The organism is Bacillus sp. ES1-5, assembly GCF_022487605.1.
GTDB lineage: Bacteria > Bacillota > Bacilli > Bacillales > Bacillaceae_G > Bacillus_A > Bacillus_A wiedmannii.
Genome location: NZ_JAKVPU010000001.1, coordinates 1096735 through 1115237 on the forward strand (window position 1 = coordinate 1096735; position 18503 = coordinate 1115237).

An 18503-nucleotide genomic window follows, 5' to 3' on the forward strand; every position below is an offset into this window, starting at 1 on the left:
CCTACTACTTTACTAGTAAACCGTAACCATAGATAAGTGAAACAATTATACCAACTACCAATATACCTGGTAGCAAATTTGCCACCTTAATTTTAATAACACCAAGTAAGTTCAAGCCAATAGCGGCTATCATAATACCACCTGTAGCTGTCATTTCCACTATAAATTGATTCATTAATGCTTTCGGGACTAAACTATTAATTTGTGTTGCAAAAACCGCAATACCGCCTTCGTATAAAATAACTGGAATTGCTGAAAACACTACACCAATTCCTAAAGTTGTCGTTAATATAATAGAAATAAATCCATCGATAATCGCCTTTGTAAATAAAATATCATGATTTCCGCGAATCCCGCTGTCGAGTGCACCAAGTATCCCCATCGCACCAATGGCAAAAATTAAAGTTGCTGTTACAAAGCCTTCTGATATGCTTCCTTTTCCTTTCGATCCAACTTTATTTTCTAGCCAATCTCCTAACAGTTTTAACTTTCCCTCTAATTGTAGCCATTCCCCGATGACGGTGCCAATTACAAGACTTAGTATGACAACAAGGAAATTTTCACTTTTCAATGCCATTTGAAGTCCAAGCACAGTAACCGCTAAACCGATTGCATGCATAATTGTTCCCTTCATACTTTCTGGAATTCTACTAAATAATTTACCTAGTAAAGTTCCAAATATAATACAAACCCCATTTACAACTGCTCCTAATATAACCATTTCTCATTCTTCACCCTTCGAATTCTTTATTTCTATATTTTGGTTTATACATTGATTTACAGGTTATCTATATGTTAACTTAATATTGAGAATATTAACAAATGTTTTTCACAACATAAACCGCAATTTTTTGTAGTTATACATAAAGTGAAACTTTAACTAGCGCGAGTTTTACTGCCCACAAATTGCGGGATAAACTCAAAAGGGAAGGTATTTATGAAAACTTTACTAAAACGATTTCTGTTAATAGCCTTTTGCATTACACCAATTGTTTTATTAGTTAACTACTCTTTTACTTCAAAAGCGAAAGACAAACCCGATTTGCAAAACAAATCTAGTAAAAAAGCTTCAACAAGTGAAAAAAAAATAGAAGATCCGGAAATTACACTCACCTTCTCTGGTGATACAATGTTGGATTGGCAATTACGTCCTGTAATCGAAAAAAACGGGGCTGATTATCCATTCCAACATGTAAAAGAAGAAATAACAAAAGCTGATATTTCTTTCGTTAATTTAGAGTCAGCATTTACAATGAGAGAAAAAAAAGCACCTGGGCAACTATTTTGGATTAAAAGTGATCCATCTACACTAAAGGCTATTAAAAACACTGGATATGACATCATAAATATTGGAAATAACCATACACTTGATTATGGGCAAGATGGATTATTAGACACGATTTCTCACGTAGAAAAATTAAAGTTCCCTTACATTGGAGCCGGAAAAAATGAAAAGGATGCCTATACTGCACGAGAAATGACTGTAAAAGGGAAAAAGTTCAAATTTCTTTCCTTCGTTCGATTTATGCCTGATACGAATTGGGTAGCTGGTGACAATAAACCTGGCGTTGCGAACGGATATGATTTAAATCTTGTAACAAAAACAATTAAAGAGCAAAAGAAAGATGCAGACTATTTAATCGTCTATATGCATTGGGGCGTTGAAAAATCAAATCGTCCGGTAGAATACCAAAAACAATATGTACCTAAAATGGTTGAAGCAGGAGCTGACGCGATTGTCGGAAGTCACCCACATTGGCTACAAGGATTTGAGTATTATAATAAAGTTCCTATCGCTTACTCATTAGGAAACTTTTTATTCCCAAGTTATGTGAGCGGGAAAAGCGCCGAAACTGGCGTATTAACTTTAACTTTTAAAGGAAAGGATGTCCAAATGTCATTCAATCCTTACATCATTCGCAACAACCAAATCTCCCCTGTAAATGAGGAAGAAAAGAAAAAAGCTCTACAATATTTACAAACAATTTCAAATGATGTAGAAATTGATGATACAGGGAACATAAAAAACAAACGAAACTAGACAACGCAAGATTTATTTCTCTGTAACATACTTTACAAAATAGGTGATGAACATGCTGAAAGACTTATTAGAAAATGTAAGTTTGTTAGAGAATATTTATAAAATATCTATAGCCGTTCTACTTTTATGTTCATTTTTTTCTGTTAGACTTCTAAAAAAAATAAAACGTGAACGAAAGCTTACTACCTTTGAATTTACAATGTATGCATTTATTCGCATTGCAATATTTTTTTGGTTAGCTAGCTTTATTCTTCTTGAATTTAATGAGTATTTAGTTTAACTATAAAAAAGATAGAACAAGCATTATATTTCCCTTGCTTGTATCTATCTTTTTTATTTGGATACTAACTCTTTCCTTTTATTAAATAAGTAAATCAAACAAAATAGGATTTTTATTAAGCTCCATAAATTGAATATTATTTTCTTTAAAACGAATAATTAATTGCTCATAATCCTCTTTATGTTTTAACTCTACTCCGACTAGTGCTGGGCCATTTTCTTTATTATGTTTCTTAATATACTCAAAGCGTGTAATATCATCTTCTGGCCCTAATCCTTTATCAAGAAATTCTCTTAGCGCACCTGAACGCTGCGGGAATTCAATGATAAAATAATGCTTTAACCCTTCGTAAATGAGCGAACGTTCTTTCATTTCTTGCATTCTATCAATATCATTATTTCCACCACTTAGCGTACATACAACTGTTTTACCTTTTATTTCATCTCTATATAAATCAAGCGCTGCAATAGATAGTGCACCAGCCGGTTCAGCTACAATTGCATTTTTCTTATACAGTTCTAAAATCGTCGTACAAACCTTTCCTTCTGGTACTAAAACAATATCATCAATTACATCTTTACAAGTTTCAAATGTTAACTTCCCTACCTTTTTAACAGCTGCCCCATCAACAAAACTATCTATTTTCTCCAATGCGACATTTTCATTTTGAAGAAAAGCCTCTTTCATAGATGCAGCTCCCATTGGCTCTACACCAATGATCTTTGTAGCAGGACTAACACCTTTAACATATGTACCAACACCTGATGCTAATCCACCACCGCCGATTGCTGTAAAGATATAATCAACTGGTTTCTCCATATCATGCATAATTTCAACTGCCACTGTTCCTTGACCAGCAATAACATACGGATCATCGAACGGATGAACGAACGTCATTCTATTATCCTCACAATAGCACTGCGCTTCTTGGAACGAGCTATCAAATGTATCACCAACTAATACAATTTCCGCAAAATCACCACCGAAAAATTGTACTTGCGATACTTTTTGTTTAGGTGTCGTTGTTGGCATGAAGATTTTTGACGGAATCTTCAATAAATTACACGTATAAGCAACTCCTTGTGCATGATTACCAGCACTTGCACAAACAACACCGTTTTGTAATTGTTCTTTCGATAAACTTTGAATTAAATTGTACGCACCACGAATTTTGAAAGAGCGAATTAATTGTAAGTCTTCTCTTTTTACATAAACGTCACAATCATATTTCTCAGATAAAACTGTATCACGTTGTAACGGTGTTTTAATAACGATATCTTTCATGCAATTATGAGCCATTAAGATATCTTCAATTTTCACTCTCTCCTTTACCTTCTGCACCATTTCATATCATCCTTATCTCTTTTAAATTGGCTCAATCGAAATTCGGGATTTTTAGAACTGCACCTGTATTCGCCGATGTTACCATCTGTGCATAACGTCCAAGCCAGCCAGTTTTCACTTTCGGTTCTGGTCGTTTCCATTCTTTTTTACGCTTATCTAATTCTTCATCACTAACTCTTACTTCTAACAATCTTTCCTCAACATCGATACAAACGATATCCCCTTGCTTGAGAAGTGCAATCGTTCCGCCAGCAGCTGCTTCTGGTGAAATATGCCCTACCGAAATACCACGTGAAGCTCCAGAAAAACGACCATCCGTTAATAGCGCAACATCTGCACCTAATCCCATACCAGCAATCGCTGATGTTGGTGCTAACATTTCCGGCATACCAGGGCCGCCTCTTGGTCCTTCATAGCGAATAACAACTACATCGCCTTTCTTAACTTTCCCAAGCATAATGCCCGCAAGTGCCTCATCTTGTGAATTAAAAATAACGCAAGGTCCTTCAAATCGTTTTACTTCTGTTGCCCCACTTTTAATAACTGCCCCATCTTTCGCAAGGTTTCCTTTTAATATACGTAATCCCCCTTCTTCACTATGAGGGTTTTCGAGAGAATGAATAACTTCCTTATCTTTAATCTCTGCATGAGCAATGTTTTCTCTTAATGTTTGCCCAGTAGCAGTAATACGGTCTAAATGAAGCACCCCTTCTTTTCGACTCATCTCTTTCAAAATTGCACTAATCCCGCCTGCTCGATCAATATCTTCCATATGCCAATTGGAAGCAGGGCTTACTTTACATAAATGTGGTACACGTCTTGAAACGGCATCAATGCGGTTCATATCGTAATCTAAACCCGCTTCTTGTGCGAGAGCTAATGTGTGCAATACTGTATTCGTTGATCCACCCATTGCCATATCAAGCGCGAACGCATCATCAATCGCTTCTTCCGTTACGATGTCTCGCGGTTTAATATCTCTTTCAATTAAAATCTTTAATTTCTCTGCTGCTTGTTTAATTAATTCTTCGCGTCTTGGATCGATGGCTAAAATACTTCCGTTACCCGGAAGAGCTAAACCTAACACTTCACATAAACAGTTCATAGAGTTTGCTGTAAACATACCGGAACAAGAACCACAAGATGGACAGCCATGATCTTCAATATCCTTTAATTCTTCTTCTGAAATTTTACCAGATTGATAAGCTCCTACTCCTTCAAAAACAGAACTTAAATCGACAACTTCTCCTTTAGATGTTTTTCCAGCCGCCATCGGACCACCTGAAACAAAAACAGTTGGAATGTTAATACGAAGTGCAGCCATCATCATACCAGGTGTGATTTTGTCACAGTTTGGAATACAAATCATGCCATCAAACCAATGTGCATTTACAACCGTTTCTACTGAATCTGCAATGATTTCACGACTCGGAAGTGAATAACGCATACCGATATGCCCCATCGCAATACCGTCATCTACTCCAATTGTATTAAATTCAAATGGAACCATACCTGCTGCACGCACTGCTTCTTTAACAAGTTTCCCAAACTCATTTAAGTGCTTATGACCTGGAATAATTTCAATAAAAGAATTACAGATAGCTATAAACGGTTTATCAAAATCTTCATCTTTCAAACCAGTTGCTTTTAATAAACTACGGTGCGGCGCTTTATCAAAACCTTTTTTAATCATGTCACTTCTCATCTTGTCAAATCCCTTCTTACGTATTTTTCACTTACAATCGCTTACTCTATTTCTTTACTAATTCTTTCGGTGCATGAATCCAGCTCATCATTTCACGAAGCTCTGCCCCTACTTTTTCTAACTGATGATTTTGCTCTGCTTTTTTCATCGCATTATATGTTGGACGCCCAGCTTGATTTTCTAAAATCCATTTCTTCGCGAATTCACCTTGCTGAATTTCTGTAAGTACTCGTTTCATTTCTTTCTTCGTTTCATCTGTAACAATTCTCGATCCTGTTACATAATCTCCGAACTCAGCCGTATCTGAAATAGAATGGCGCATGTTCGTTAAACCACCTTCGTACATTAAATCAACAATTAACTTTAATTCATGTAAACATTCAAAGTACGCAATTTCAGGACGATATCCACCTTCTGTTAATGTTTCAAAACCAGCTTTTACAAGTGCAGTTACCCCGCCGCAAAGCACTGCTTGCTCTCCGAATAAATCTGTCTCCGTTTCTTCTTGGAATGTCGTTTCAATTACACCTGCACGTGTACAACCTACACCTTTTGCATACGCAAGCGCTACACTTAATGCCGTGCCAGTTGCATCTTGATGTACTGCGACTAATGCCGGAACACCATTTCCTTCTTGGAATACACGGCGAACGAGATGACCTGGACTTTTTGGTGCAACCATCGCTACATCTACGTAACTTGGCGGATTAATTTGTCCGAAGTGAATATTAAATCCATGTGAGAAAAGTAACATTTGTCCTTCACGGAGATTCTCTTCTACTTCTGCTTTATATACATGTGCTTGCTGTTCATCTGGCAATAACATTTGTACAACTTGCGCGGTTCGAACCGCTTCTGAAACAGACATTACTTCAAATCCATCTGCTTTTGCTACTTCAAAAGACTTACCAGGTCGAACACCAACTACAACTTCCACACCAGAATCACGTAAATTTTGTGCCTGCGCATGACCTTGAGATCCATAACCAATTACCGCAATTGTTTTCCCTTGTAATAACTCTAAATTTGTATCTTTCTCATAACACGTTTTCATATTCCATACACTCCCTATAATTTATTTACTTGCAGTACATCAATTAATTTTTTCAACTGACCAACAAGTAATGTCGCTTCATTTTCAGTACAAACTGCTGTGAGTTTCATTTCAGAAACACCACTAGTATCTCTTTCGTTTAAATGTAAAGAAGAAATATAATAACCACGCCGAGCAAAAATCCCACTTATACGTAATAAGACGCTTGGCTCGTTATGAATAACGAGTGAAAAAGTATGACTCATTCTTCCCACCTCTTCATAATCATTTCGTTATTCCCTTTGTTTGGCGGAACCATTGGAAATACGTTTTCACCTTCTTCTACACAAAAATCAACGACGACAGGACCTTCATGAGCAAATGCTTCTAACATCACTTGTTTCGCCTCGGCTGAATTTGTCGCTCTTAATCCTTTCACTCCATAAGCTTCTGCCACTTTCACAAAATCTGGTGATCCAATTTTTGATTCTGACAAACGATTTTCATAAAACATTTCTTGCCATTGCCTTACCATCCCTAAAAATTTGTTATTTATAATAAATACTTTTACAGGAATATTATTTTCAGCAATTGTTTGTAATTCTTGAATGTTCATTTGAAAAGAAGCATCGCCTGCAATACAAATGACGAGTTCTTCTTCTTTCGCAAGCTGAGCACCAACTGCCGCTGGGAAACCAAACCCCATCGTTCCTAGTCCGCCAGATGTTAGAAAAGTCCGTGGGTTTTTCGCTTTATAAAAATGCGCAGCCCACATTTGATGTTGTCCTACTTCTGTCGTAACAATCGCTTCACCATTCGTTAATTCACTTACTAGACTAATAACATGCTGTGGTTTTAACTCACCTTCTTTTTGATTGTAGGAAAGAGGATATTCCTCCTTCCATTCCTCTATTTTCGTAAGCCATTCATTTGTTTGTGTACGAATTGGCATATGTAACAACATGTGTAACGCTTTTTTCACATCTCCAACAATCGGATATTCCACAGGTACATTTTTATGGAACTCCGAAGGATCTATATCAATATGTACCTTTTTCGAATGCGGAGAAAAGAGTTCTAATTTTCCTGTTACACGATCATCAAAGCGAACACCCAAAGCAAGTAGTAGATCACATTCTGTTACTGCCATATTTGCAGCATACGTTCCATGCATGCCGAGCATTCCTAAAAATAACGAATCTCCCGGCGGATATGCACCAATTCCCATTAAAGTGGAAACGACAGGAATACGATTCTCCCTCGCAAACTGGATGAGTTCATCAGATCCACCTGCATGAATGACACCTCCGCCGATATAAAGAAGTGGGCGTTTTGCTTCGGAAATAGCTTTAGCTACCTCCCTAAGCTTCCTACTGTCTGGCATAGGCTCTAGTTTGTATCCTGGAATCTCAATTACTTTATTATAAAAACTTGTTACATTTTCATTTTGAACATCTTTTGGAATATCAATTAACACTGGTCCTGGGCGCCCGCTTTCGGCGATGTAAAAAGCTTCTTGTACAATACGTGATAAATGATTCACATCACGAACTTGGTAATTATGCTTCGTAACAGGTACTGTAATCCCAACAACATCTGCTTCTTGAAATCCGTCTTTTCCGATGAGCTTTTTTGCAACTTGCCCTGTAATAACAACTAAAGGAATCGAATCCATATAAGCATCTGCTAAACCCGTAACTAAATTTGTCGCCCCTGGTCCAGAGGTAGCAAAGACTACCCCGACCTTTCCAGAAGCTCTCGCATATCCTTCTGCCCCATGAATGGCAGCTTGTTCATGACGAGTTAAAACGTGCTTCAAACCACTTCCGTATAACGCATCGTATACTGGCAAAATCGCTCCGCCCGGATAACCGAAAACAGTCGTTACACCTAATTTTTTCAAACATTGAATAACGTGCCCCGCTCCTGTCACATCTTCACACTGTAATTTCTCACCTGTTGTATGCTGCTCCATTTTAATTAACTCCTCTCCCTATCTACAGTAAGCTCTCCGCCAGCCCTGGAACACGTACTCCTCTTTCTCTCGTTAACTTTTTAAATTCCTCTGTCAATTGTTTCGTTACACTTCCTGGTTTCCCATCTCCAATTTCTCTTGAATCAACTTTCACAACCGGAATTAATTCTGCTGCCGTTCCCGTTAAAAATACTTCATCAGCTACATATACGTCATGACGTGTAAACGGTCTTTCCTCACACCGAATATTAAGTCGCTCACATAGCTCGATAACACTATTTCTCGTAATACCTTCTAGCGCTCCTAAATAAGAAGGAGGTGTTAACACTTTTCCATCTTTCACAATGAAAACATTATCTCCAGATCCTTCACAAACATATCCTTGTTGATTTAACATAAGGGCCTCTAACACTCCTGCCTGTGCCGCTTCAATTTTCACAAGTACGTTATTTAAATAGTTCATTGACTTAATACGTGGATCTAATGCATCTGGCGTATTACGTCTCGATGCAACAGATACAACGCTTAGTCCATTATCGTAAAATTCCTGTGGGAATAACTTTAATTGTTCTGCAATGATAATAACGCTCGGTTTCACACAACTTCTAGGGTCGAGCCCTAAGTCACCTTTTCCTCGTGAAACAATTAAACGAATGTAGGCATCCGCATACTCATTTTTTTGCAACGTTTGTAAAACCGCTTCTTCCATTTCTTCAACCGTCAATGGGATTGTAAGTAAAATAGATTTTGCCGATTCATATAATCGTTTTACATGTTCTTTTAAACAAAATACATTTCCACCGTAACTACGAATTCCTTCAAATACACCGTCTCCGTATAAAAAACCGTGATCATATACTGAAACAACTGCCTTTTCCTTTTCTACAAATTCCCCATTCATATAAATGTACTGGTTTCCCATCTCACATCGCTCCTCTTTTTTTCTCTCTATTTTTGCAATCTATTTCTATATCGATTGCTGAGATGAGTATTTTTAACAGAATATTCAGTATATAAACCTTAAAAATATACTCGTCTCAACAATCGATTACATACATACTTGTAGCAATCCATTGCTGAGACGAGGGAATCGTGGTACCACTCAGCTTCCTTATACTTCTCACGAAATATAAACTCTGCAAGTCCAATTAGACTTTTGGTTTTTCTATCGGAAACAACTCCGCTACTTTTTACTAGTTTTCAAAAGTAGTACTCCGAGGTGATCTTCAATGATGAAATTGTTACCACCCTCACAGCTTCTGGGCAGCTCTCTGAAACAATTTTTATCATTTACTCTCCTCTTCTACGCATTATCGTATTCTATTTTTAAAATAAAAACTCTCGCCTCAGCAATCAACTACTACAATTTAGTAGCTTTGATTGCTGAGGCGAGAGTTTCGCGTTACCACTCAGCTTCCTTATACTTCTCGCGAAATATAAGCTTTGTAGGTCCAATTAGACCCCCGTCCTTTTACCGGAGACGATGCCGTCGCTCTCTACTCAGTTTCCCTTTCGCAAGCGATGCTCCGAGGTGATCTTCAATGATTCGATTGTTACTACTCTCACAGCCTAGGAGCAGCTCTCTGAAACGATCATAACCATCTACTTTCCTCTTCTTTGCATATACAACATATAAAGTTAGAAAATTCTTAATTAACTTTTATTTGTTAAACGTATTATAGGACGTTGTTCTTTTCATTGTCAACATGTTTTCCAAAAAAAAATTTAAAATTCAATCCATTTTACTAGAAGTCTATTTATTTTTTCTCAAAACAAGATCGGAATGAATTCCTTACACATCCTCATATATTACTTAAGTATGTTCGCATTACTACATAAAAAAAACAACTTAATAACATATAAAATTTTATGAGGAGATGAGAAAACTATGTTAAAAGGAAAAGTGGCATTAGTTACAGGAGCAAGCCGAGGAATTGGACGTGCTATTGCAAAACGTTTAGCAAACGACGGTGCATTAGTTGCTATTCATTATGGAAATCGAAAAGAAGATGCTGAAGAAACTGTGTATGAAATTCAATCAAATGGCGGATCTGCTTTTTCTATCGGTGCAAACCTTGAATCTTTACATGGTGTAGAAACCCTTTTTAGTTCTTTAGATAGCGAATTACAAAAAAGAACTGGTAGTACTAAATTTGATATTTTAATAAACAACGCTGGAATTGGTCCTGGTGCTTTTATTGAAGAAACGACTGAACAATTTTTTGATAGAATGGTTTCAGTTAATGCAAAAGCACCATTCTTTATCATCCAACAAGCTCTATCTCGTTTACGTGACAATAGCCGAATTATTAATATTTCATCCGCTGCCACTCGTATTTCTTTACCTGATTTCGTTGCATATAGTATGACGAAAGGCTCTATTAATACAATGACTTTCACACTAGCAAAACAGCTCGGAGCACGAGGAATAACAGTGAATGCAATACTTCCTGGATTTATTAAAACAGATATGAATGCGGAACTCTTGAGCGACCCAATGATGAAACAGTACGCTACTACCATTTCCGCTTTTAATCGCTTAGGTGAAGTAGAAGACATTGCCGATACCGCGGCATTTCTTGCTTCTCCAGACAGCCGGTGGGTTACTGGACAATTAATTGATGTGAGCGGAGGATCTTGTTTGTAATTTCTTAATCTACTTACGCAAAAAAAGCCAGCATTTTTGCTGGCCTTTTTCACTGTGTAAAACGATACCCTACTCCCCAAATTGTCTCGATGTATGATTTATCGAATGGATCGAGTTCAATTTTGTGACGAATATTTTTCACATGTACAGCAACCGTTGCTGCATCACCAATTACATCCATCCCCCATACAGTTTCAAAGAGACGATCTTTACTAAATACTTGATTTGGATGTTCTGCCATACAAGTTAATAAATCAAATTCTTTTCCTGTTAGCATGACCTCAGTTCCATTTACAAATACACGTCGTGCTGATTTATCAATAAACAACCCTCGAATACGAATTTCATCTTTTATTAGTTCTCGTTTTCCTGTTAAACGATCATAACGAGCTAGATGAGCGTTTACACGTGCCACCATTTCACTCGGGCTAAACGGTTTTATAATATAATCATCTGCTCCAAAACCTAACCCTTTAATTTTATCGATTTCCTCTTGTTTTGCGGACACCATAAGTATTGGGATGTCCTTTTTCAATCGAACTTGTTTACAAATTTCATATCCATCTATTCCCGGTAACATTATGTCTAAAATTAACAAGTCATAATCCTCCAGAAGAACTCTTTGTAAACCTTTTTCACCAGAGTAATCAATATCTACTGTATATCCAGCAACCTCTAAATAATCCTTTTCTAACTCTGCTATAATAGCTTCATCTTCAATAATTAAAATTCTTTTCAAGATGCTCTCCTTTTTCTAATTGATTTTTTGTAATGTAAATGCCAGCGTCGTTCCTTTACCTTTTTTGCTTTCTACCCAAATATCACCACCATGTTGTGTGATAATCTGATGTGCAATTGACAAACCAAGTCCGCTTCCACCTGTTTTAGAATTTCTAGAATGATCTGCACGATAAAACCTTTCAAATATATGAGGCAACGCCTTCTCTTCTATTCCTACCCCATTATCTTTTATGTAAATCGTTACATAATCAATAGATTCGGTCATGCGAATTCCTATATATCCCTCTTCTTTATCCATATACTTCACACTATTCCAAATGATATTTGTAATAACACGACGTAATTTTTCACGATCACCTTTTACCAAAATAGAAGTATCCTTTTGAGCATCCCATCTCACTGCAATTCCCTTATCTTGTAATTCAAGCTGTAGTTCTTCTATGCAATCAGATAAGTATTGATTAATTTCAACCTCTTCAAATTGAAACGGTTCCTCTTTTAAATCAAGTTTTGAAAAGAGAAAAAGCTCGTCAATTAATTGATCCATATCAAACACTTTATGATAAATAATCGTTAAATATTTATCTAATTGTTCTGGAGTTCGAGCGATACCCTCTTTAATTCCTTGTACATAACCTTTAATAGCCGTTATTGGCGTCCGTAAATCATGAGAAATATTTGAAAGCAACTCTTTACGATTTTTTTCATATTGCATTTGCAACTCGACCGATTCCTTCAACCTGCCACGCATCTCTTCAAACGATAAACTTAATTCACCTATTTCATCTTTCGCAAGTGGCTTTACTTGAAAATCTAAATCACCCTTTTGAATTCTTTCAGTTGCCTGCTTTAATGAATGCAATGGTTTAATAATACTCCGTGATATAAAATATGTTAATATTCCATTCGTAATAATTAACCCAAGTATTAAAGAGAATACGAAATACGGGAAAAATTCTCTAATCATTTCTTCTAAAGGATTTACATACTCAAATACAAAAATACTTACCTTATCCTTCTCTTCATCGTAGTAATCAAATTGCTTATAGTAAAAAGAATTACCCTCTATTTTCACATCCATTCCCTTTCTTTGTCCTTCCGTTTCAAATGCGGGTAGGTATTTATCAAACGAAGAGATTTTAAAATATGGGGATGAATATGTAAGCTCATCATTTTTTCGAATTAGTAATCCTGCTTGATTATCGTTTAATTCTTTATCAGTTTCCTTTAAAAAATTTATATCCTCCAATTTATCTGGAGCATACGATGAAAGAATTTTCAACCTACTAAAAATATCATCTTCATCTTCTTTTGTACGAATAGCTCCCTCCTGCTCTTTATCAATGAGAGAATGACTATTTTGATTAAGACCAATGATTGCTTTTGCAATACGAATATCACCAAATAAAGTAACACTAATTAACATAACTGCTATACCGCAAAAAACGATTGGAATAATTACCATCGCAACATACGACAACAGCAATCTAATACGGATTGACATTACAGAACTCCTATGAACATTATAATTTTAGCTTGTTACAGAATTCACCGGAAACGAAACTTGACTCATCCAAATACCCGCTAATAATACGAGTATAGCTAGAACAATTTCTAAGAGCAATAAACGGCGATTAACTGTTCCAATATCGATACCCCATGTTTTCGTTTGTCTCCATGCTACAATTGTAATTATACATACAGTAAGAATCTTTATATTTAAAAGGTTCGTCCATATTGAATTAAAATTAAAAAGCACCCAATTCCTTGTCTGTAAAAACACAATTAATTCTCCAGAAAGAAATGCTAGAATAAATGAAATACCAGCAATAATGCTAAAATGCTTACGGAAACTCTTTTGATCAAATGTAATTTTGTATAATGTTGTCCACGCTATAACAAGAGCTAAATAAATAAGTGCTCCTAGCCACACTGCTATACTCATAACGTGGACCATTCTAATTATAACTGCTGCCCAATTTGGATTAGTAATCCATACATGGCCTGTGAAAGAAAAACTCGCAACAAGAAATCCCCAAATTAGCGCATACCATTCGTTCCCCATATGCTGCAAAGACATAAGAACCAATAATAGCAGTTGAATCATAATAATAACTGAAAATGGCGAATGAATAAGTAAACTCTCCTTCGGAATAATTGACTTATACACTATTAATTCGGCTATTAATCCTACTACAAGTATAGAGAAAAAAATCTTTTTCATATTCTTCATTCTTTGCAATATGGAAGGTAATCTATAACGTTTTACAAGCATATCGAGCCACTTTACTCCTGCTCCAATTAAAATCATTCCCTCTACAATATAGCGTAGTGTTACTATCATAACATCTGAAAATACTGAGCCACTCCTACTCGCATTTCCCTCTACCACTACATTAGTTTGTACTTCTTCTCCAATTGAAAAGGGATAGCCTCCCTCACTCGGATGTCCGTCTGCAGAAATCATAGACCACCTTACTGTGTAAGTACCATTATTTAAGTTTGGTAATTTCACTTTTATTTTTGTTGGATTATCTAATATTTCAACCTTTGATACTTGCACTCTCTTTGCACTTGGATCTAGCAGTTCAATATTGACTACATTTCCTGTAACTGGTTCACTAAATTCAAGAATAATCTGTTCCGGTTGTACTGTAAGAACCTCACCCTCTTTAGGGGTGGCTCCTACAACACTTGTATGAGCAAATACACTACTATGAGAAAATAAAAATATACTTACACTTGTTAAAATAAATACTATCATTCTATAAAGCATGAAAACCTCCGTATTATTATTCTGGATGATTACCTGAGTGATCTCCGGTAGAAAATGGAGTAGTTACCCCCTCATAATTCATCATCGTATGCATTCCTTTTTCCGCATGAACGAGATGATGACAATGAACCATCCATAGTCCACTATTATTTGCCTCTAAAGCAATTTCATATTCTTCTCCCGGAAAAACATTAACTGTATCTAAGTAAATCGGACTTCCCTCCATTGATTTACCATTTTTAGAAATAACCTGGAATGTATGTCCATGCAAATGCATTGGATGAATTTCTTCCCCCTTATTTTTAAAGCGAATCTTAACTTTATCTCCTTTCTCTACTTTAATGGGTGGAATATCAGGTGATGTCTTTCCATTAATTGTATACACCCATTTTTCTTGTCCATTTACATCTTTCACACCTTCTGCCAAATCCATATCATAGACCTTTGTAAATTTTGAATCTATCGTAAACTTGCCAACTTCTTTTTCTCCATATTTCGTAAAATCAAACCATGGATAACTCTTTATATCAATAGGTTTTTTCGGCAAAGAACCGTTCCCAATATTCGTCGTTAACATTCGATTCATTTTCTTAGATGGATCCACATTAATAAGTTTTACACTCGTTGTTTCTGGCATTTTAAAAACAAGGTCATAACGTTGTGCAGCTCCCATCGGAAGAATTGCTTTATCTAGCTCGTCCCCACCTTTTATATCACGACCATCTAATGCGATAATTTGAAATGGCGCTCCAACTAATGTCATTAAATGCGTATTATTCCCAGCATTAATTAAGCGAAGGCGTACTGTTTCACCTGGTTTTGCATCCAATCGTAGTCCCTCACTTGTATCATTTAATGTAAATACATCGTAATCATCTCCATCAGATAAATCTTTGAGTTGATCATTACTTGGCATCATTAACGGTCCTTCTAAAGTTTGTGCCTTTTCATTTCGAATATAATTACTAGGATAGCTATCCCAATCTTTATCTTGTTCGCCATTATGCTTACCGGTTTTTATGGCTCCTGTTTTCCATTCATGGATCGCCACTGTATAATCCTTTTCATATTTTACAGCTGGTTTATTCGGTTCAATAACAATGGTTCCAAATAGTCCCCGCTCCGTTTGTTTTGCACTTTTTTGATGTGAATGATACCAATATGTCCCCACCTGATCAGCATTAAATGCGTATGTATATGTTTCACCTGGTTTTATAGCATTTTGCGTAACACCTGGAACACCGTCTACCGCCGCAGGAACATCTAATCCATGCCAATGGATTGTAACGGGTTCTGGCAATTCATTTTTCAAATTTACAACAATATGTTCACCTTGTTTAACTCGAATTTGAGTACCCGGTGATGTTCCATCAAAGGTCCATGCATCTACCTTTTTCCCATTTCCCAAATCTACACTTGCTACTTTCGCCGTAATATTAAAAGTTTTTGTAACCCTTTTTTTGGCCTCTGAATTAGCAATAGATGTAATTGATTCTGAAGTAGATGTTGCATCTGTTAACTTCTTTTTTTCATTTGTACCTGGGTAATTATTTATTAAAAAATATCCAAAAATAACTAACCCTAATAGTAAGCATGCCGCAATCAATATATTTCTTAAATCGCTTTGTATAAATTCCTTTTTCATATTAGTCTCTCTTTCATTTTTTGTTGTAAACTATTAATTTTCATACGTGGATTCATTGCCTATCACCTCACATATTCACTTCGATTTACATCATAACACTCAGAAAAAAAGAAACTTTGAAGGAATTTTAAAGACTTTATAAAGAAATATATTTCAATTTTTCTTTACTTCTAAATCTTTTTTATTGCGCAATAAAAAAGATTGTATAATACTATATAAAACATATATATTTAGGAGGATTACAACAATGTCCGAAAAAACATACGAACTCGCAACCTTCGCAGGCGGTTGCTTTTGGTGCATGGTAAAGCCATTTGATGAACTTCCTGGTATTCATAAAGTGTTTTCTGGCTATGCAGGTGGTCATGTAGAAAGCCCAACATATGAACAAGTAAAAGCTGGTACATCTGGTCATTTAGAAGTTGTACAAATTACATTCGATCCTTCTATTTTTCCATATGAAAAATTACTAGATTTATATTGGCCACAAATCGATCCAACTGATGATGGCGGACAATTCTTTGACCGCGGTCCATCTTATCGCACTGCTATTTTTTATCATAATGAAACGCAAAAAGAGCTTGCTGAAAAATCAAAACAAGCTCTTGCAGAAAGCGGTATGTTTAAAGAACCAATCGTAACTGAAATTCGCCTGGCTGCACCTTTTTATGAGGCTGAAGAATACCATCAACATTTTTATAAAAAAAATCCGGAGAAATATGCTACTGAGCAAAAAGAATCTGGCCGTGAAGACTTTATAAAAGAAAATTGGCAAAAAAAATAATAAAAATGCATCGTACCTTTTAAGTACGATGCATTTTTATCTTTGAAAAAAGTACCATGCAATGATGAGAACAACCGCTGTCAATGTCCAAAGTGCGATTTCATTTTTCACTCTACTCTTCTTCTTAGTCATTTCATTCCCTCCTAATAGCAATACAACATATTCAAGATTTCCTCTGTTTAATTGTCCATCTTATATACGTGAATACATCCGTACAAATTCTTATAACAAGACCACCAATGATTCCGATTGCAATTGAAATTACTAACATCTGTCCAAAACTAAGAGTAGTTGTGTATGTTATGTAGATAACAACGCATACAAGTAAAACATCCGGTAAAGAAAGCAAAAACTTTTTAAGCATTTCTTCAGCTCTCCTATGCTTTATTTATCTCTTCTACTGTAGCTTTGAAATAAAGCTTGTTTAAAAATTCTATTTAGACACTCATTTTACGCAAAAAGAATAAGAACCCCTTTTGAAAAGAGATTCTTATTCATCAAATGCAAATCTGATTATTTTCTACATATCCTTTACTATAATTACTCCTAAAATAGAATAATATTACTAGTGATTTGTTGTGAATTAACTATTTGCTAGGCAATCGGATGTTACGCCAGCTACTTACGTCGCATTGACCATATGTATTGTCACCTACCGCTACCACGGTGCCATCTAATTTAAGACCGACCGTATGCACACAACCAGCTGCTACCGCTACAATATCGCGCCAATCACTTACATTACATTGTCCATACTCATTCCTGCCCACTGCCACCACGGTACCGTCTGATTTAAGTCCGATTGTATGATTACTCCCTGCCGCTATTGCCATAATATCTTTCCAGCTGCTTACATCGCATTGACCAAGTTTATTATTCCCCACTGCCATCACTTTGCCATCCGATTTCAGACCAACAGTATGAAGATAACCTGCCGCCAATGCCACCATACCACTCCAGTCACTTACATCGCATTGTCCATATCGATTATTCCCCACTGTGGTCACTGTGCCGTCCAATTTAAGACCGACTGTATGCCAGTCACCCGCCGTGACCGCCACAATATCACGCCAGCTGCTTACATTGCATTCTCCTTCTTTATTTCGGCCCACCGCTATTACCGTACCATCCGGTTTAAGGCCAAGGGTACGACGCCACCCTGTCGCAACCGATACGATATTATGCCATTCGTTTACATCACATTGATCATGCTTATTCCACCCCACCGCTTCCACAGTATTATCACTTTTCAGAGCGATTGTATGAGCATTACCCGTGTTCGTCGCCATATGAACATTGCCCGCTGCGACTGCTTCAATATCACACCAACGGCTTACATTGCACTCTCCTTCTTTATTTCGCCCCACTGCCACAACTGTTCCATCCGATTTAAGAGCAACTGTATGACCACGACCTGCCGCTATCGTACCTTTAGGCCACCGTTTCACTTTTAATATCTCTTCGTAATTCATGTTTTACCTCCTTGCATATAAGCAACTGTATCCAAATAGATATTTTTATCTAATTTCATT

The 18503-nt window shown here is 36.4% G+C and carries 17 protein-coding genes and 2 other annotated features; of the genes, 4 read left to right on the forward strand and 13 right to left on the reverse strand.

Features of this window, described 5'->3' with window-relative positions:
• Positions 1-4 precede the first annotated feature (4 nt).
• Entirely contained in the window at positions 5-721 is a 717-nt protein-coding gene (locus tag MKO96_RS05585) for a DUF554 domain-containing protein (protein ID WP_087980169.1), read from the reverse strand.
• A 216-nt stretch (positions 722-937) separates the two neighbouring features.
• Between MKO96_RS05585 and MKO96_RS05590 the strand changes: the two genes are divergently transcribed.
• Together MKO96_RS05590 and MKO96_RS05595 are read left to right on the forward strand one after the other, a co-directional pair.
• Positions 938-2041 carry a CapA family protein gene (locus MKO96_RS05590; RefSeq protein WP_240586942.1) on the forward strand — a complete coding sequence of 368 codons (1104 nt, stop codon included), beginning with the start codon at positions 938-940 and terminating at the stop codon, positions 2039-2041.
• A 52-nt stretch (positions 2042-2093) separates the two neighbouring features.
• Positions 2094-2321 (forward strand): hypothetical protein, encoded by a 228-nt coding sequence (locus MKO96_RS05595; protein WP_240586943.1) that lies wholly within the window; start codon positions 2094-2096, stop codon positions 2319-2321.
• Positions 2322-2402: 81 nt separating this feature from the next.
• On the opposite strand, the gene ilvA is transcribed toward MKO96_RS05595, so the two are convergent.
• Genes ilvA through ilvE form a run of 6 tightly spaced genes read right to left on the reverse strand, consistent with a single transcriptional unit; the run spans position 2403 to position 9300 of the window.
• The gene (gene ilvA / locus MKO96_RS05600; RefSeq protein WP_240586944.1) at positions 2403-3665 is read right to left on the reverse strand and encodes a threonine ammonia-lyase IlvA; all 1263 of its coding nucleotides are present in this window, start codon (positions 3663-3665) and stop codon (positions 2403-2405) included.
• 31 nt (positions 3666-3696) lie between these two features.
• On the reverse strand, positions 3697-5370 hold the full coding sequence (gene ilvD / locus MKO96_RS05605) for a dihydroxy-acid dehydratase (protein ID WP_064476429.1): 1674 nt from the start codon (positions 5368-5370) through the stop codon (positions 3697-3699).
• A 46-nt stretch (positions 5371-5416) separates the two neighbouring features.
• Entirely contained in the window at positions 5417-6424 is a 1008-nt protein-coding gene (gene ilvC, locus MKO96_RS05610; protein ID WP_240586945.1) for a ketol-acid reductoisomerase, read from the reverse strand.
• Between the two features lie 14 nt (positions 6425-6438).
• On the reverse strand, positions 6439-6669 hold the full coding sequence (locus MKO96_RS05615) for an ACT domain-containing protein (protein ID WP_000019914.1): 231 nt from the start codon (positions 6667-6669) through the stop codon (positions 6439-6441).
• The gene (gene ilvB, locus MKO96_RS05620; RefSeq protein WP_240586946.1) at positions 6666-8378 is read right to left on the reverse strand and encodes an acetolactate synthase large subunit; all 1713 of its coding nucleotides are present in this window, start codon (positions 8376-8378) and stop codon (positions 6666-6668) included. Before ilvB ends, MKO96_RS05615 begins: the two co-directional genes overlap by 4 nt.
• A 22-nt stretch (positions 8379-8400) precedes the next feature.
• Positions 8401-9300, reverse strand: coding sequence for a branched-chain-amino-acid transaminase (gene ilvE / locus MKO96_RS05625; protein WP_076536720.1), 900 nt, complete (start codon positions 9298-9300; stop codon positions 8401-8403).
• Between the two features lie 152 nt (positions 9301-9452).
• Positions 9453-9693, reverse strand: a binding site (T-box leader).
• Between the two features lie 66 nt (positions 9694-9759).
• Positions 9760-10005 (reverse strand) — a binding site (T-box leader).
• A 261-nt stretch (positions 10006-10266) separates the two neighbouring features.
• On the opposite strand from ilvE, the gene MKO96_RS05630 reads away from it, so the two are divergent.
• Positions 10267-11025 (forward strand): SDR family oxidoreductase, encoded by a 759-nt coding sequence (locus MKO96_RS05630; RefSeq protein WP_240586947.1) that lies wholly within the window; start codon positions 10267-10269, stop codon positions 11023-11025.
• 49 nt (positions 11026-11074) lie between these two features.
• Here MKO96_RS05630 and MKO96_RS05635 read toward each other — a convergent pair whose 3' ends face one another.
• The 4 genes from MKO96_RS05635 to MKO96_RS05650 are packed head-to-tail and all read right to left on the reverse strand — an operon-like array spanning position 11075 to position 16187.
• The gene (locus tag MKO96_RS05635; protein WP_087980162.1) at positions 11075-11764 is read right to left on the reverse strand and encodes a response regulator transcription factor; all 690 of its coding nucleotides are present in this window, start codon (positions 11762-11764) and stop codon (positions 11075-11077) included.
• A gap of 15 nt (positions 11765-11779) precedes the next feature.
• Positions 11780-13270, reverse strand: coding sequence for a sensor histidine kinase (locus tag MKO96_RS05640; protein WP_000027745.1), 1491 nt, complete (start codon positions 13268-13270; stop codon positions 11780-11782).
• Between the two features lie 27 nt (positions 13271-13297).
• The gene (locus MKO96_RS05645) at positions 13298-14542 is read right to left on the reverse strand and encodes a copper resistance CopC/CopD family protein (protein ID WP_240586948.1); all 1245 of its coding nucleotides are present in this window, start codon (positions 14540-14542) and stop codon (positions 13298-13300) included.
• Positions 14543-14558: 16 nt separating this feature from the next.
• Positions 14559-16187, reverse strand: a complete 1629-nt coding sequence (locus MKO96_RS05650) for a multicopper oxidase family protein (protein WP_240586949.1) — start codon at positions 16185-16187, stop codon at positions 14559-14561.
• Positions 16188-16434: 247 nt separating this feature from the next.
• Here MKO96_RS05650 and msrA point away from each other — a divergent pair, with 247 nt between their 5' ends.
• Positions 16435-16971 carry a peptide-methionine (S)-S-oxide reductase MsrA gene (gene msrA, locus MKO96_RS05655; RefSeq protein WP_240586950.1) on the forward strand — a complete coding sequence of 179 codons (537 nt, stop codon included), beginning with the start codon at positions 16435-16437 and terminating at the stop codon, positions 16969-16971.
• Positions 16972-17134: 163 nt separating this feature from the next.
• Here msrA and MKO96_RS05660 read toward each other — a convergent pair whose 3' ends face one another.
• Both MKO96_RS05660 and MKO96_RS05665 read right to left on the reverse strand, forming a co-directional pair.
• Entirely contained in the window at positions 17135-17335 is a 201-nt protein-coding gene (locus tag MKO96_RS05660; protein WP_098109876.1) for a hypothetical protein, read from the reverse strand.
• Between the two features lie 223 nt (positions 17336-17558).
• A complete protein-coding gene (locus tag MKO96_RS05665) occupies positions 17559-18443 on the reverse strand; it encodes an RCC1 domain-containing protein (RefSeq protein WP_240586951.1) in 885 nt (294 codons plus the stop codon).
• Positions 18444-18503: the final 60 nt, after the last annotated feature.